This is a genomic window from Lysinibacillus sp. NPDC093197 (assembly GCF_044754025.1).
In the GTDB taxonomy this organism is placed as follows: domain Bacteria; phylum Bacillota; class Bacilli; order Bacillales_A; family Planococcaceae; genus Lysinibacillus.
Window position 1 is genome coordinate 149462 of the sequence record NZ_JBIVOH010000010.1, and the last position, 16847, is coordinate 166308.

The following is a 16847-nucleotide window of genomic DNA, read 5'->3' on the forward strand; positions in this document are numbered from 1 at the left end:
AAAATGTGCTACTACACCTAACGCATAACTGCAGGTAATAATAATTTATTCTTCATTACATCGAAAATTCCTTTAGGTGTAATTCGAATATACGGTAAATGCGTCGATTGTAAAAATAGTAAAGTATAAATAGCGTCGCCTAGACGATAACCACGTTCTGCTAATGCTTGCTTTAAGGCAAGCTCTTTTACTGTAAGCTCCTCCACATCGCCTTGATATAGAAGACCACCAATTGCTAGCGGAACGGATGCGACAACTTCTCCTTTTTCTACAAGGACAATACCCCCACGCATAGCCTTCATCTCTTCAAACGCTTTAAGCATATCGTCTTTATTTTTCCCGATAAGCAAAATATCCCCAGTGTTTGAATATGACGATGCAAAGCCTTGAACATTTGTTGCAAATCCTTTAATCATCGTATTAACATGCCAGTTTCCACTTCGGTTAATGAGCATTAAATAGCTTTCATCATGGTTTGCAAGCTGTCCTTCTCTTGTGATTAACGAATTATAAGGTTTTGTAATAACATCATTTACTAATTCAATCCCAAAAGGCATTGAAAATTGGAAGTCATGGGAAGTTAGTGAAAAATCCAATTCAAATGATGGAATTGCTTTATAGTCGATTGCATTAAAGCGATGCACTCGTTCGCCATCACGTTTTAACCAAACACCTTTTGACAGTACACTTTCTGGAACTGGATGCCATTCATCTTGCAAAATATTAAGAGAGGCAAAGCGACCAGTCGCAATAAAGCCATGTAAGTTTGACATATTGTAATAACGCGCAACATTATATGATGCCATTTGGTAAGCATCTATTGGTGAGACACCTGCATCTAAAGCGACTTGAATACATTTATCCATTACGCCATCTTGATGGAATGAAGGCGTTGAGCCATCAGTTGTCATCATTAGATGGTCGAAAATAGGTAGTTGTTTTTCTACGATTCCTTTTAATAGATTCGGTAAATCAGGGCGGATAGAAGAATGACGAAGCGTTACTGCAAAACCTTGCATAATCCGTCGCTCTACTTCTTCCACCGTCATCGCCTCATGGTCGCCATCTGCACCAAGTAATTTCATACGCGCTAAAGTGCGTTCTGAAGCACCTGGGAAGTGGCCTTCAATCTTTTTGCCATGCGCCTTAGCCATTTGCATGCGATATAACATTAAATCATCACCATGCAATAATTTTGGCCAACCAGTTAGCTCGCCACCTAACAATACATCATCACGTTGTAACCATTCTAAAATAGAAGTATTTGAAAAAATTTCTTCTTCCTGTTCCATTTCAGTCTGTGAGTCAAACCGCGCCCACCAATAAAAAGAGAACGGTAACTTCTTTAACTCATCTAATATTGAAAACGCTTTCTTGTTCTCTAAAGATAATACAAAACTTAAATTATCTGAGATAAAAGCGGTAGTACCTAGTTGCCCACAAAAATCAGCAAAAGACTGTGGATGGTACAACTGGAACGGATGAACATGAGGTTCAATATAACCTGGAACAATCGTTTTATTCGTACAATCAACAATTTCTGTGCCTTCTATTAAAGGTGGCATTCTATCCCCTGCATAAACAATACGGTCTTCTGAAATCCAAATGTTTCCTACCACCCATTGCTTTAACATGCTATGTAAATAACGCGCATTTTTCAAGACAATATTAGGCGATTTTTTGCCATCTATGACAGCTATATGTTGACGCAATTGCGAAATTCTCCATGTTGGATCCATGTAAATCGCTCCTTCCTAATTTGCGTAAAATTTCATTGTGTAAATCCTACTTGAATTCACATACTACTATTGCATAAGCGCTTATTTGTTTTCATTGCGCCTTTTGCGTAATGATTCGCATTTTGAATAGGACTCGTTATTTGACGCCTTTCAAAATCCGTGCCACATATCCTCTTTACTAAAAGACGATAAAATAATGCTGCTTTATGCAATCATCTTGTTTCAATCGTAACACAGCACTTTCATAAAGCAAAGTGCACCCCGCTTTATTTTTTCCACTATGACTAAAGGAGGAAATTATATGATGCAACAAGCAAATCTAAGTGATAAAAATGCCTTTTGCCGCTTTGCCCTTGGGACAAGTATGACGGCGTTTGGTATCGCTAAGGTATCTAGAAATCCTAGCTGTATGAAAGGACGACTTATGATTGCATTAGGAGCCATGAAAATGGCTGAAGGTATTTTTAAATATTGTCCTTCGAAGGCAATGTTGAACACAAATGTGGAAAATGCCATGAACACCTCTATGCAAAGTATGTTCAGTGGACAAAATTCTATGTCTTCTGAACAAAATTCTATGTCTTCTGAACAAATCAGTAAACTTATGAAGGATTTCTCCTCTGCTATTACTGGAAATTCGTCAGAACTAACAGCAAGTTTTAATTCATCTGACACCAGCACTTCAACACAAAATTCCTCAGACAGTAAAAATTCTACAAATAAAGCACAAAATCCTTCTTAGTCAAAGAAGCCGTCTCAATCAACATGAGACGGCTCCTTACTTTTTTAGAGAAATGATATGTCTATGAAAAATAATTATTTCAAGTAAAACTGTTATTTAAATGTACGCCAGCCGATATCTTTGCGGTAGAAAAAATTATCCCATTCTGCTGTTGCGATACCAGCATAAACTTTTTCTTGTGCTTCCTGTAAAGAAGATGCTTTAGCAGCAACAAGTAAAACGCGCCCGCCATTCCCTACAAACTTTCCATCTACATGCTTCGTACCTGCATGGTAGACTGCATGGGATGCAGATAATGCTTCTAAGTTCGGTAAGGCATTTCCTTTTCCTACATCACCAGGATAACCTTCAGCAGCAATGACAACACCTAACATAGCTTCGTTTGACCATTGCAAATCAAATGGTTTTTCATCCATTAATGCGCTCATAAACGCACCGAAATCGGATTTCATGCGTGGTAATACGACCTGTGTTTCTGGGTCACCAAAGCGGGCATTGAACTCGATTACTTTAGGGCCACTTTTCGTTAAAATAAGACCTGCATATAAAATGCCAGTAAATGAGACCCCATCTGCTTCCATGCCTTTAACAGTAGGTTCAACAACTGTTTGATACGCTACATCTACTACATCCTGTGAAATTTGTGGAACAGGTGAATATGCACCCATTCCGCCAGTATTTGGTCCTTTATCGCCGTCATATGCACGTTTATGATCTTGTGCAATGACCATAGGATAAATTTGGCCCTTGTGAACAAAGGACATAAAGGAGAACTCTTCACCATCAAGGAATTCTTCAATGACAACACGAGATGAAGATTCACCGAAACGTTGATTACCAATCATATCTTGCACTGCTTCAATCGCTTCTTCTTCCGTCATTGCTACAACAACACCTTTACCAGCTGCTAAGCCGTCTGCTTTAATAACGATTGGTGCTCCTTGTGCTTTAATATAGTTAATCGCTTTTTCTGCTTCTGTAAACGTCTCGTGGGTTGCTGTTGGGATATTATATTTATTCATAATATCTTTCGCATATGATTTGCTACTTTCAATTTGTGCAGCTGCTTTCGTCGGACCAAATACGCGTAGACCACGATGTGTAAAGAAATCCACGATTCCTTCTGCTAGTGGTTGCTCTGGACCAACAAATGTTAAATCTACTGCATTTTCTTTTGCAAATTGTGCAAGACCTGCAAAGTCCATTGTATCAATAGCAACAACCTCTACATCTTCTCGCATACCGTCGTTACCTGGTGCAACGAATACTTTTTCTACGGACGGAGAAATGCTAAATTGTTTGGCAATTGCATGCTCACGACCGCCACTTCCTATTACTAATACGTTCATAATTAGTGAATCCTCCTCTTTAAAGGTAAGGACTGTCTCATAAATCGCTCCACACTTTCTAGAAAAGTCCACTTCGCTTTCCGCGGCACAGTATTCGTTACTTGCTGTTTAGTGCGTCATACCGTCTTGTGCTGTTTCTGCTTAAGTCGACTTGTACTTGGATATGAAAAAATAGCATACTAGAAACACGTCCAGTATACTATTTTTTTCTATTAGGACAGACCCTTTGTTTTTTATCTATTTGTAAATTACTGCATATCGACTATTAATGCTTGAAGTGACGTACACCTGTAAACACCATAGCAATGCCGTATTCATTTGCTTTATCAATTGAATCTTGGTCTTTAATAGAGCCACCTGGTTGAATAATCGCTGTAATACCTGCCGCATGCGCAGCCTCCACAGTATCACTCATAGGGAAGAATGCATCAGATGCAAGTGAAGCACCTTTCGCCTTATCACCCGCTTGCTCGAAAGCGATTTTTGCAGCACCTACTCGGTTCATTTGGCCAGCACCAACACCCAATGTCATTTGCGAATCTGTTACAACGATTGCATTTGATTTCACATGTTTAACTACAGACCAGCCAAGTTGTAATGCTTCCCATTCTTCCTCAGTCGGTTCTCTGTCTGTTACTACTTTAATGTCAGCGTCTGCAAAGCCATAGCTATCTGGCTCTTGTACAAGTAAACCACCTTCAACAGAAACAACGTTAAATTGATCTTTTTTAGCTTGCTCAAATGGAATTGTTAGTAATCGAATATTTTTCTTTTGTGTTAAAATGTCTAATGCTTCTTGAGAGAAAGCAGGTGCAATAATAATTTCTAAGAAAATATGGCTTAACTTTTCTGCAGTAGCCGCATCTACTTCCTGATTCAATGCAATAATACCACCGAAAATTGACGTAGAATCAGCTTCATATGCTTTATCAAAAGCTTCTTCTAGTGTTACGCCTGTACCAACACCACAAGGGTTCATATGCTTCACAGCAACCGCTGCAGGCATTTCAAACTCTTTTACGATTTGAAGTGCCGCGTTTCCGTCTTGGATGTTATTATATGATAATTCTTTTCCGTGCAGTTGCGTTGCATACGCCAATGAGAAATCAGAACCAAGGCGTTTTTGATAAAATGCTGCTTTTTGATGAGGATTTTCGCCATAACGTAAGTTTTGTTTTAACTCGTAAGTAAGCGTTAAGCTTTCAGGAAATGCTTCTTCAGTTAAATGATTCGAAATATAAGAATCATAAGCTGCTGTGTGACGAAAGACTTTTGCCGCTAGCTTACGACGTGTTTCAATTGTTGTAGCGCCAGTTGCTTTCAGTTCTTCTAATACTGTTGCATAGTCATTGCTATCTACAATAACTGTTACGTATTGATGGTTTTTAGCAGCAGAACGTAGCATAGTTGGCCCACCAATATCAATATTCTCGATGGCATCATCCCATGTTACATTAGGCTTTGAAATTGTTTCAACGAACGGATAAAGATTAACACATACAATTTCAATTGGTTCAATGCCGTGCTCATTCATTTGTGCTTGATGAGAAGCATCATCAAATTTCCCTAATAGTCCACCGTGAATCATTGGATTTAAAGTCTTCACACGACCATCTAAAATTTCTGGGAATTTTGTTACTTCATCCACTGCTGTTACAGCGACATCATTGTCTTGTAACATTTTTTTTGTACCACCAGTTGATAAAATTTCATAACCTAATGCCACTAATTCTTTTGCAAATTCTAAAATACCATCTTTATTGGAAACACTGATTAATGCACGTTTTGTCACAACGAAATCCTCCTAATTTGTCTCGTGTATAGCCACGAAAATATCTAGCCAACTTGATTTAGCGGAGTTAGGTGCTAATTGAACGACTCGTTCTATTTGAGCGGAGTTCATCATGAATTGATCGAATCTTACGGGTAATTAGCGTTTCCCGTTACAATAAGCCAGACCTAACTACCTACCAATCTACTTTAATAATTGCTGTAATGCCTTTGTATATAGTACATGCTCTTCTTTATGAATAGCAGTTTCAGTTGCCTCGCGATCCCCTTCGATAACTTCAACAGCGGCTTGCGCAATAATAGGCCCTGTATCCATGCCTTCATCCACAAAATGCACCGTAACACCGGTCACCTTAACACCGTGCTCTATTGCTTGGCCAATCGCATCTTTTCCTGGAAAGGATGGTAATAGTGAAGGGTGGATATTAACGATACGCTGTGGATATGCTGCCAATAGCACCTCACTAATTAAACGCATATACCCTGCAAGTACAATCCACTGCACACCACATTCACGTAAAGCTTCAATAATAGCGGTCTCGTACTCTACTTTCGAGGCAAATTGTTTTGGGCTCAAAGCTAGCACTGGGATGCCAAATTGTTTAGCACGTGTAGCGACAAATGCAGTAGGCTTATCTGTTACAACAAGCTCAACCTTTGCATGTAATTCTCCACGTTCAATCGCTTCTTGTATAGCTTGAAAATTACTGCCGCTCCCTGAAGCAAATACGGCAATTTTAACTGGTGCAGTCATTACACTAAACTCCCATCATGTGAGCCGTTAAATACAACACCCTCGCCTTTCACAACGCGACCGATTTTGTACGCTTTTTCACCATTCGCTTGTGCTGTAGCAATTACTTTCTCTGCTTCTGCTGCTGGTACAGCCAACACGAAACCAATACCCATATTGAAAACATTGTATAAATCTTTGTCCTCAAGCTGACCTTTTTCCTTTAAAAATTCGAAAATACGAAGAACTGGCCAAGAACCTAAGTCAATTTCTGTTGCTAAACCCTCTGGCATCATACGTGGAAGGTTTTCATAGAAGCCGCCACCTGTGACGTGTGCGCACCCATGAACGTCAGCTGCTTTTAATGCTGCAAGTACTGGTTTTGCATATAACTTAGTCGGTACTAGAAGCGCTTCACCGATTGGACCTAAATCTTCGAAGCCTTCAACAACTGCGTCTACTGCATAGCCGTTGTCAGCGAAAACAATTTTACGTACTAATGAATAGCCGTTTGAATGGACACCACTTGAAGCTAATCCAACAAGCACGTCACCTTCGACGATATTTTCACCTGTTACGATTGCCGATTTTTCACATGCGCCTACAGCGAATCCTGCTAAATCATACTCATCTTCTTCATAAAGGCCAGGCATCTCAGCAGTCTCACCACCGATTAAGGCAGCACCAGATTGTACACAGCCATCTGCAACACCTTTCACGATTTGTTCGATCTTCGCTGGCTCTGCTTTACCAAGTGCCACATAATCTAAAAAGTAAAGTGGCTCTGCACCTTGCGCTACGATATCATTTACACACATAGCAACACAGTCCACGCCAATTGTATCGTGCTTGTCTACCATAAATGCTAATTTTAATTTTGTCCCAACACCATCTGTACCTGAAATGAGAACAGGTTCTTTAAGATTTAGTTCTGACAAGTCAAACATACCACCAAATCCACCAAACGTACCCATCACACCTAGTCGTTTTGTACGTTCAACGTGAGACTTCATTCGTTTTACAGCTTCGTAGCCTGCTTCAATATTTACACCTGCTTGTTCATATGCCTTTGACATGCAGAGATCCTCCTTTAAATTATTTACGCAGCAGTCCATTACTTTTAAAAGTAGAGGACATATGCATGTTCAACATTCAGTGAGGAATCGTATTCCTTACTCAATGTTATTCCACCTTCAGCGGATACCCACAAAAAAACTGTGGGCAGTCCGACAAGGTTTCATCTATTAACATACACTTAGCGTAAAAGTTCTTTTTCATGTGGTAAGATTGTATCTGGGAAAATTTCAGTTGGGTATTTGCTTGTAAAGCATGCTAGGCAAAGACCTTTGTTCTCATCCTCAAATGGACGTGCTATCGTTTCTACCATACCTTCAACGGAAAGGAATGTTATTGAATCAGCACCGATCGCTTCTCGGATTTCATCTACACTATGACTCGAAGCGATAAGTTCTTCATGTGTCGAAGTATCAATGCCGTAATAACAAGGGTCAGTCATTGGTGGAGAAGAAATAACTACATGCACCTCAGCTGCACCTGCATCTTTCAGCATTTTGACAATACGACGTGAAGTAGTACCGCGCACAATCGAATCATCTACCATCACAACACGTTTTCCTTTGACAACTTGAACTACAGGTGAAAGCTTCATTTTTACACCGCGTTCACGTAATTCTTGCGTCGGTTGAATGAATGTACGGCCAACATAACGATTTTTAATTAAACCTAACTCATACGGAATACCACTTTCTTCAGCAAAGCCAATTGCTGCAGAAATACTTGAATCAGGTACACCTGTTACGACATCCGCTTCAATATGTGCACATTCACGTGCAAGTTGTTTCCCCATACGTTTACGTGCCATATGCACATTAATACCGTCAATATCAGAATCTGGACGTGCTAAGTATACATATTCCATCGCACACATTGCGCGATTTTCCATATTAGCAAAACGGTCAGATTTTACGCCCTCATCGTTTATAATTAATAATTCCCCTGGTTCCACAGAACGAACAAACTCTGCCCCTATTAAATCAAACGCACAAGTTTCAGAAGCAACAACCCAACCATCTCCTAGCTTTCCAAGAGATAATGGACGTAAACCATGTGGATCACGTGCAACAAGCATTTCATCTTTTGTCATAATTAAGAACGAATACGCACCCTTTAGTAATGAAAGGGCATTTTTCACCTTCGCTCGGAATGGTGAATGCGAGCTTTTCTTAATAAGATGCGCTAACACTTCTGTATCTGAGCTAGAGTGAAAAATACTACCTTGACGCTCTAGATATTGCTTTAAGTGTGTCGCATTGACTAAGTTACCGTTATGAGCAATTGAAAGGCTACCTGTAGATGAATGAAATAGTAATGGCTGTACATTTTCGATACCGCCACCTCCAGCAGTCGTATAACGAACATGCGCAATAGCCGCTTTTCCGTCCACTGCCTTTAACTTCTCTTCATTGAAAACATCATTCACTAATCCTTCACCTTTCACCGCGCGAAGGTGAAGACCGTCAGAAACGACGATACCAGCACCTTCTTGTCCACGGTGTTGAAGAGCATGAAGCCCGTAATAACTAAGGTGTGCTGGATTTGGATTGCCCCAAATACCAAACACCCCACATTCTTCGTTTAAGCCTCTGAGTTCAGCAAGCATGGGATTGCTCCTTTCCAATTAGAACGGAATTCCTCCACTGTACCTTCTACAAGCACACCGTTGTCCCCGTTGATTTTAACAAGTGCATCGTTCGTTACGACACCGATTTTCAGTGCACCTTCTACTGTTTCTACAAATGCAGCTGCATTTTCTTCTTTGACAGTTACAACAAAACGGGATTGTGTTTCACTGAATAGAGCCGTTGTTGCAGAACCTGTTAACGTTACATCAATACCAAGACCTTGCGCACCAAAAGTAGTTTCTGCAAGTGCTACAGCAAGTCCACCCTCTGCTACGTCATGCGCAGATTGTACAAGTCCCGCTTTAATCGCTTTTAGCAATGCTTGTTGGCGGGCTGCCTCCACAGCTAAGTCTATAGCTGGTGCTTTTCCTGAGATTACACCATTATTTAATAATTTTTGAAGCTCAGAGCCACCGAATTCAGTTTTCGTTTCACCAATAACGAATACGACATCACCAGTCGCTTTTACATCTTGTGTTGTTACATGTGCTAAATCTTCTATTAGTCCTACCATACCAATTGTTGGTGTTGGATAAACAGCTTCTCCTGAACGTTCGTTGTAAAGTGATACGTTACCACCGATTACTGGTGCATTTAATGCTGTACAAGCAGCAGAAATACCATCAGCAGATTTTTCAATTTGCCAGAAGATTTCTGGCTTCTCTGGATTACCGAAGTTTAAGCAGTCCGTAATTGCAAGTGGTGTACCACCCGTTGCCACAATGTTACGAGCCGCTTCTGCTACTGCAATGGCACCGCCCACTTCAGGATCAAGGTAAATGTAGCGAGAGTTACAGTCTGTTGTCATCGCAAGACCTTTGTTCGTACCACGCACACGGATAACTGCAGCATCTGAACCAGGTGCCACAACTGTTGACGTACGTACTTGATAATCATATTGATCATAAACCCATTCTTTTGAAGCAATTGTTGGTGCTTTTAAAAGCGCGTTTAATGTTTCTTTGTAATCTGTTATAGCTGGCTCAGCGTTGTCGATTGCTTGGAATTCTGCATAGTATGCAGGCTCAGCAGAAGGCTTATGGTAAACTGGCGCATCTTCCGCAAGTGCATCCGCTGGTACATTCGCTACAACTTCACCGTTGTGAAGTAAACGAAGCATTTTATCGTCTGTAACGACACCAATAGCTACTGCATCTAAATCATATTTATCGAAAATCGCTTTAATTTCATCTTCGCGACCTTTTTTCACAACTAATAACATACGCTCTTGAGATTCGGATAGCATCATCTCGTAAGCAGTCATGCCTGTTTCACGTTGAGGTACTAAATCTAAGTTCATTTCTACACCAGATCCAGCTTTAGAAGCCATCTCTGCTGAAGAAGAAGTAAGACCCGCAGCACCCATATCCTGAATACCAACTAGAGCATCCGATTTTACAACTTCTAAGCAAGCTTCAAGTAGTAGCTTTTCCATAAATGGGTCCCCTACTTGCACAGCTGGACGTTGGTTTTCTGATTCCTCTGTTAATTCTTCAGATGCAAATGTCGCACCATGAATTCCATCACGACCAGTTTTTGCACCTACGTACATAACTGTATTTCCTACACCTGCGGCAATACCGCGTTGAATATCTTTGTGGTCAATTAAACCAACACACATTGCGTTCACTAGTGGATTTCCTTCGTAGCAAGGGTCGAATTGAATTTCGCCACCAACCGTTGGAATCCCAATACAGTTACCATATCCAGCAATACCTGCAACAACTTCTTCAAATAAATATTTACCACGTGCTGATTTCAACTCACCAAAGCGTAGTGAATTTAGCATCGCGATTGGACGTGCACCCATTGAGAATACGTCACGAATAATGCCGCCTACACCTGTTGCTGCACCTTGATAAGGCTCGATTGCTGAAGGATGGTTATGTGATTCCATTTTAAATACAACTGCTTGCTCGTCACCAATATCTACAATACCTGCACCTTCACCAGGACCTTGTAATACTTGTGGTCCCTTTGTAGGGAATTTACGTAAAACTGGTTTCGAATTTTTGTATGAGCAGTGTTCAGACCACATTACTGAGAAAAGACCTGTCTCTGTCCAGTTTGGTAGACGGCCTAAAATACCTTCTACCATTGCAAATTCTTCGTCTGACATCCCCATTCCAGCGTATAGCTTTTCATCTTTAATTTGCTGTGCTGTTGGCTCAAACTTAGTTGTTGACATGATTTTCCCTCCACTGCTTCACAATTGATTTAAATACTGCTAGACCGTCTGCTCCGCCCACTAGTGCATCGACAGCTCTTTCTGGGTGAGGCATCATTCCTAATACATTTCCGCGCTCGTTAATAATCCCTGCGATATCTTCTAAAGAACCGTTTGGATTTTCTCCTGAGTATGTGAACACGATTTGATTGTTATCTTTTAGTTTTTGTAATGTTTCCTCATCACAGTAGTAATTGCCTTCACCGTGTGCGATTGGAATATTAATTACTTGACCTTGCTCATATTGATTTGTGAATAATGTATTGTTGTTTTCAACTTTAAGCTGTATAGTACGACACATGAATTTAAGATTTTTATTGCGAAGTAAAGCACCAGGCAATAATCCTGCCTCAGTAAGAATTTGGAACCCGTTACAAACGCCTAATACGGGCTTACCAGCATCTGCTGCTTTTTTAACTTCCGCCATAATGTTTGATTGGTTTGCCATAGCGCCACAACGTAAGTAGTCGCCATAAGAGAAACCACCAGGTACTAAAATACCGTCAAAGCCACTTAAATCTGATTCTGTGTGCCATACATATTCTACTTCTTCACCTAGTTCGTCTTTAATCGCATGATACATATCGATGTCACAGTTTGACCCAGGGAATACGAGTACTGCGAATTTCATGATTAGTTAGCCTCCTCGACTTCGTAACGGTAGTCCTCAATTACTACATTTGTTAAAACTTTTTCACACATTTCTTTAACTAGAGTATCTATATCACGCGCTGAATCTCCAACAGTTAGTTCAAGATATTTACCGATACGTAAATCTTCTACTTCACCATAGCCCATTTTTGCTAAAGAACCTTGTACTGCTGAACCTTGTGGATCTAGAATACTCTCACGTAATGTTACGTAAATTTTAACTTTTTTCATTGTTATTTGCCTCCGAGTCTAGAAAGAATAATAGTATATACTTCAGTTAAATTACCAAGGTCTCGACGAAAGACATCTTTGTCCAACTTTTGCTTTGTTTTTGTATCCCAAAGTCTGCACGTATCTGGTGAAATTTCATCTGCCAGTAGGACATCTCCGTTTGTGTCACGTCCAAATTCCAGTTTAAAGTCAATTAGCGTGACATCTACATCAGCGAAAATCGGTTGCAGTACTTTATTAACTGCTAATGCACCATCATACATAGCTGTTACTTCTTGTGCTGTTGCTAAGTCAAGTACATCAATATGCTCCGTTGTAATAAATGGATCGCCTAACGCATCATCCTTATAATAAAATTCAACGATTGGGCGTTTTAATGGTGTGCCTTCTTCAAAGCCAAGACGTTTTGCTAAGCTACCTGCCGCGATGTTACGTACGACAACCTCAATTGGAATAATATCAACCTTTTTCACTAGTTGTTCCGTAGCAGACAATTGTTTTACGAAATGTGACGCAATTCCGTTAGCTTTTAATTTTTCGAAAATTAAGGAGGTAATGCGGTTATTTAACACGCCTTTGCCTTCAATCTCTTCTTTTTTCTCACCATTAAATGCAGTTGCACTATCTTTGTATTCTACTAAAAGTATAGTAGGCTCTTCTGTCGCATATAATTTTTTGGCTTTACCTTCATACAAAAGTTGGTCTTTCGTCATTTCGTCATTCCCCCAGATTATTATGAAATACGCCTCGACGTATTGATGTTATGGATTTTGAATCTGGGATAAGATTCAAAACCCGTAACATCCGTCGTGGCACTAACTGTCTATCGTTTCAATACGGTTAGTTAAGTCCAAGACGTTCAAAAATCATGTCTACATGCTGTAAGTGGTAGTTGTAATCAAAGCACTCATCTAACTCTTCCTTCGTTAAGTATGAAGTGATTTTTTCACTTCCATCAACTAACGTACGGAATTGTACTTGCTCGTCCCACGCCTGCATCGCTAATGGCTGAACTGTATCATACGCTTCTTCACGTACTAATCCTTTATCGATTAGTGCTAATAAAATGCGTTGAGAGTAAATTAGCCCAAATGTTCGACCCATATTACGTTTCATGTTTTCAGGGAATACTGTTAAATTTTTCACGATGTTACCGAAGCGATTTAACATATAGTTCAATGTAATTGTCGCATCCGGTAAAATAACGCGCTCAGCAGATGAATGTGAAATATCACGCTCATGCCATAACGCTACGTTTTCATAAGCTGTCACCATGTAACCACGCATTAAACGTGACATACCAACCATGTTCTCAGAACCGATTGGATTACGTTTATGCGGCATAGCAGATGAACCCTTTTGCCCTTTCGCAAAGGCTTCTTCTACTTCTCTCGTTTCTGATTTTTGCAAACCACGAATTTCAGTTGCGAACTTTTCGATTGATGTTGCAATTAATGCAAGAGCACTCAAATATTGTGCATGTCGATCACGCTGTAATGTTTGCGTAGAAATCGGCGATGCTGCAAGCCCTAATTTATCACAAACATATTGTTCAACACGTGGGTCAATATTTGCATACGTGCCAACTGCGCCAGACATCTTACCTGTTTCAATTACAGCTGCAGCTGCATCAAAGCGTTCTAAGTTACGCTTCATCTCTTCATACCATAAGCCTAATTTTAAACCGAATGTTGTTGGTTCCGCATGCACACCATGTGTACGGCCCATCATAACGGTATGCTTATGCTCTTTTGCTTTTGCTGCAATAATATCAATAAAATTCACAATATCTTTTCTTAAAATATTATTTGCTTGTTTAATCACGTAAGAAAGGGCTGTGTCCACAACATCTGTTGAAGTTAAACCGTAGTGCACCCATTTCCGTTCTTCGCCTAGTGTTTCAGATACAGCACGTGTAAAGGCAACTACATCGTGACGTGTTTCTTTCTCAATTTCTAAAATACGATTTACATCAAATGAAGCATTTTCACGAATTTTAGCTACATCTTCTTTTGGAATATCGCCAATTTCTGCCCAAGCCTCACATGCTAAAATTTCAACCTCTAGCCAAGCTTGGTATTTATTTTGTTCTGTCCAAATTGCACCCATCTCAGGTCTTGTGTAACGTTCAATCATCGCTTATCTCCTTCTATTCTGACCAAATGCCAGAACTCTCGATTTGTTGTAGTGTTGCTTCTAAGTCTTTTGTCATAATCGTTACGTGGCCCATTTTACGGTTCACCTTAGCTTCAGCTTTCCCATAAAGATGTAATGACCATTCAGGATATTTTGCAATTGAGTTACTAAGTGGCATAACATGCTGCCCTAATACATTCACCATTATAGATGGCGCCCAAAGTTGTGGTTTACGCAATGGCCAACCACAAATAGCACGGATATGCTGATGGAATTGTGATATATTACATGCCTCTATCGAATAGTGACCAGAATTATGAGGTCTCGGTGCTAGTTCATTAATAATAATGTCGCCATTTTCTAAAACAAACATTTCTACTGCCAGCGTCCCTACTAGATTTAAGTAATCAGCTATTTTTATAGCCTCTTGTTCAGCAGCCTGTGCTGTCGCCTCTTGGATGCGAGCTGGTACAATTGTTTCGTGTAAAATATGATGAACATGAATGTTTTCACCAACTGGTTGACAATATAATTCGCCATCACCGTTTCGTTGTACAATAACTGATACTTCTTTCACAAAAGGTACGAAACCTTCAGCAATACATTGTGAATGAGCAAAAAGCCCTTTTGCCAATGGTAAATCTGCTGCTGAATTTAGAAGTTGCTGCCCTTTGCCATCATAACCACCTCTTGCAGTTTTTACGATACATGGGTAGTTAATCTGGTCAATGCTAGCTACTAACTCCTCATATGTATTTGCTACGATATAAGGAGCTACTGGACAGCCTGCTTTAACGATTGCTTCCTTCTCAGTCACACGGTTTTGTGTAATGCGTACTAATTCTGCTCCTTGTGGTACATAAGCCATTTGAGTTAAACGTTTTAAGCCTTCGTAATCGATATTTTCAAACTCATACGTAATAACGTCACTGACTTCGGCAAGTTCCTCGAGTGCAGCCTCATCATCGTAAGGTGCCACAATTCGAATATCTGCAACCTGTCCACATGGTGAATCCATTGTCGGTTCAAGAACAGCTATTTTAAAGCCTGCTTCCTTAGCAGCTAGTGCCATCATACGGCCAAGCTGTCCTCCTCCGATAATTCCTATCGTTTGTCCAGGATATATAATTTTTGTCACACTAAGTCACCTGTGCTTTCCAATACTTGTTGCTTCGTCGCCTCGCGTCTAGCATCTAGTTTATTAGCAAGCTCTACGTCTGTTGTCGACAAAATTTGCGCTGCAAGTAAGCCAGCATTTGTCGCACCTGCTTTTCCAATTGCCACAGTTGCTACAGGTACACCACCTGGCATTTGAACAATTGATAAGAGTGAATCAAGACCATTAAGTGCACGAGATTGTACAGGCACTCCAATGACAGGTAACGTTGTTTTAGCTGCTACCATACCTGGCAAATGCGCCGCACCACCAGCACCTGCAATAATCACCTGAATACCTCGCCCACGTGCTGCCTCTGCGTACTCAAACATTAAATCAGGCGTACGATGTGCAGATACTACTTTTTTCTCGTACGGTACTTGTAATTCATCTAAAATATCACACGCATGTTTCATAGTTTCCCAGTCACTTGAACTACCCATAATGACACCGATTTTCGGATTCATGAATTGTCGCTCCTTTTAAACGATAGAAAAATGATCGATTATTGTGCAAGCCTCTATTATTCAATAGTCACTGCATTTCTTTACTTTTTGAACAAAGAAAATCCTCAAATAAGCTACTCTCTACAATACACGTGAAAGCAGCCTACTTGAGGACTTATTATGAAAAGAATATGCAGATTTAGACATCTGTACACACATCTTCCCGTAACATGCCAAAAGTTGCTTTCCCGCATAGTCCAGCATTTACGGTGCCGGGTAGAGACACTAGAGCCAATCCTCTAGCATATATGGGGATTTAATTGTTTTCCTTATCACATTTTAACAATTGCAAACACTGACGTCAATGCTAAAATGCGAACAATTTATTTTCGGTATTAAATATTGTTCGGTTTTAAGTCGTGTTTATTCAGAATCTTGACACAACATTGCTTTAAATTGTATTTTTTGACGTAAATACGTCGGTTCACCATTCACTAGATGAAAGATAGGCTCTTCTTTCCGTCCCATCGCTATATAGCCATCCTGACGCATTCTTTCTAAACATTGATCAATTGTTTCATTTTCTTCTACTTCATACCAAATTTGCTTTTTCCCCAAACCGTTCTTCCTTCCAATCACTTGTCATTTTTATTCTTCCTTACTTGTACTCCATTATACCCGATTTGACTCATTCAAAATGTACAAAATTGTAACAATTACTACCGCCGCAATAACCCGAAAGATATGTAAACAACAACGGAGGTTATCCTCATATTTCATATCCAATATTGTTATTACATTCTAAAAAAATGAAAAAACAAAAAAGCCAAGGAATATATCCTTGGCTTTTTTTATTGCCTAGCGACGTCCTACTCTCACAGGGGGAAGCCCCCAACTACCATCGGCGCTAAAGAGCTTAACTTCCGTGTTCGGTATGGGAACGG

Annotated in this window: 15 protein-coding genes, 1 rRNA gene and 1 riboswitch; of the genes, 1 reads left to right on the forward strand and 15 read right to left on the reverse strand. The window is 40.1% G+C overall.

Features of this window, described 5'->3' with window-relative positions; genetic code table 11:
• Nucleotides 1–17 precede the first annotated feature (17 nt).
• On the reverse strand, nt 18–1739 hold the full coding sequence (locus ACIP9G_RS20880) for an adenine deaminase C-terminal domain-containing protein (protein WP_340822218.1): 1722 nt from the start codon (nt 1737–1739) through the stop codon (nt 18–20).
• 301 nt (nt 1740–2040) lie between these two features.
• On the opposite strand from ACIP9G_RS20880, the gene ACIP9G_RS20885 reads away from it, so the two are divergent.
• Entirely contained in the window at nt 2041–2481 is a 441-nt protein-coding gene (locus ACIP9G_RS20885) for a hypothetical protein (protein WP_401021940.1), read from the forward strand.
• 92 nt (nt 2482–2573) lie between these two features.
• Here the strand turns inward: ACIP9G_RS20885 and purD are convergent, their stop codons facing one another.
• From purD to rrf, 14 genes are all read right to left on the reverse strand, one after another.
• Nucleotides 2574–3830 carry a phosphoribosylamine--glycine ligase gene (gene purD / locus ACIP9G_RS20890; RefSeq protein ID WP_401021943.1) on the reverse strand — a complete coding sequence of 419 codons (1257 nt, stop codon included), beginning with the start codon at nt 3828–3830 and terminating at the stop codon, nt 2574–2576.
• Nucleotides 3831–4095: 265 nt separating this feature from the next.
• The gene (purH, locus tag ACIP9G_RS20895; protein WP_340822215.1) at nt 4096–5622 is read right to left on the reverse strand and encodes a bifunctional phosphoribosylaminoimidazolecarboxamide formyltransferase/IMP cyclohydrolase; all 1527 of its coding nucleotides are present in this window, start codon (nt 5620–5622) and stop codon (nt 4096–4098) included.
• A 183-nt stretch (nt 5623–5805) separates the two neighbouring features.
• Nucleotides 5806–6375, reverse strand: a complete 570-nt coding sequence (gene purN, locus ACIP9G_RS20900) for a phosphoribosylglycinamide formyltransferase (protein ID WP_401021946.1) — start codon at nt 6373–6375, stop codon at nt 5806–5808.
• Nucleotides 6375–7430 carry a phosphoribosylformylglycinamidine cyclo-ligase gene (gene purM / locus ACIP9G_RS20905; RefSeq protein ID WP_401021949.1) on the reverse strand — a complete coding sequence of 352 codons (1056 nt, stop codon included), beginning with the start codon at nt 7428–7430 and terminating at the stop codon, nt 6375–6377. Before purM ends, purN begins: the two co-directional genes overlap by 1 nt.
• Nucleotides 7431–7609: 179 nt before the next feature.
• A complete protein-coding gene (gene purF / locus ACIP9G_RS20910; RefSeq protein ID WP_340822212.1) occupies nt 7610–9034 on the reverse strand; it encodes an amidophosphoribosyltransferase in 1425 nt (474 codons plus the stop codon).
• The gene (gene purL / locus ACIP9G_RS20915) at nt 9010–11244 is read right to left on the reverse strand and encodes a phosphoribosylformylglycinamidine synthase subunit PurL (protein ID WP_401021952.1); all 2235 of its coding nucleotides are present in this window, start codon (nt 11242–11244) and stop codon (nt 9010–9012) included. Before purL ends, purF begins: the two co-directional genes overlap by 25 nt.
• Nucleotides 11231–11914, reverse strand: coding sequence for a phosphoribosylformylglycinamidine synthase subunit PurQ (purQ, locus tag ACIP9G_RS20920; RefSeq protein ID WP_340822209.1), 684 nt, complete (start codon nt 11912–11914; stop codon nt 11231–11233). Before purQ ends, purL begins: the two co-directional genes overlap by 14 nt.
• A gap of 2 nt (nt 11915–11916) precedes the next feature.
• Nucleotides 11917–12165: a phosphoribosylformylglycinamidine synthase subunit PurS gene (gene purS, locus ACIP9G_RS20925; RefSeq protein ID WP_024364458.1), complete on the reverse strand. Its 249-nt coding sequence runs from the start codon at nt 12163–12165 to the stop codon at nt 11917–11919.
• A gap of 2 nt (nt 12166–12167) precedes the next feature.
• Nucleotides 12168–12878 carry a phosphoribosylaminoimidazolesuccinocarboxamide synthase gene (purC, locus tag ACIP9G_RS20930; protein ID WP_401021955.1) on the reverse strand — a complete coding sequence of 237 codons (711 nt, stop codon included), beginning with the start codon at nt 12876–12878 and terminating at the stop codon, nt 12168–12170.
• Nucleotides 12879–13005: 127 nt separating this feature from the next.
• The gene (gene purB, locus ACIP9G_RS20935) at nt 13006–14301 is read right to left on the reverse strand and encodes an adenylosuccinate lyase (RefSeq protein ID WP_340822206.1); all 1296 of its coding nucleotides are present in this window, start codon (nt 14299–14301) and stop codon (nt 13006–13008) included.
• 13 nt (nt 14302–14314) lie between these two features.
• The gene (gene purK / locus ACIP9G_RS20940; RefSeq protein WP_340822205.1) at nt 14315–15439 is read right to left on the reverse strand and encodes a 5-(carboxyamino)imidazole ribonucleotide synthase; all 1125 of its coding nucleotides are present in this window, start codon (nt 15437–15439) and stop codon (nt 14315–14317) included.
• Nucleotides 15436–15924, reverse strand: a complete 489-nt coding sequence (gene purE, locus ACIP9G_RS20945; protein WP_340822204.1) for a 5-(carboxyamino)imidazole ribonucleotide mutase — start codon at nt 15922–15924, stop codon at nt 15436–15438. Before purE ends, purK begins: the two co-directional genes overlap by 4 nt.
• Before the next feature lie 212 nt (nt 15925–16136).
• A riboswitch (purine riboswitch) is annotated at nt 16137–16235 on the reverse strand.
• Between the two features lie 91 nt (nt 16236–16326).
• Complete coding sequence (locus ACIP9G_RS20950) at nt 16327–16521, reverse strand: NETI motif-containing protein (RefSeq protein ID WP_340822203.1); 195 nt, start codon at nt 16519–16521, stop codon at nt 16327–16329.
• Between the two features lie 238 nt (nt 16522–16759).
• Nucleotides 16760–16847: ribosomal RNA gene (gene rrf, locus ACIP9G_RS20955) — 5S ribosomal RNA — on the reverse strand; the annotation flags it as partial.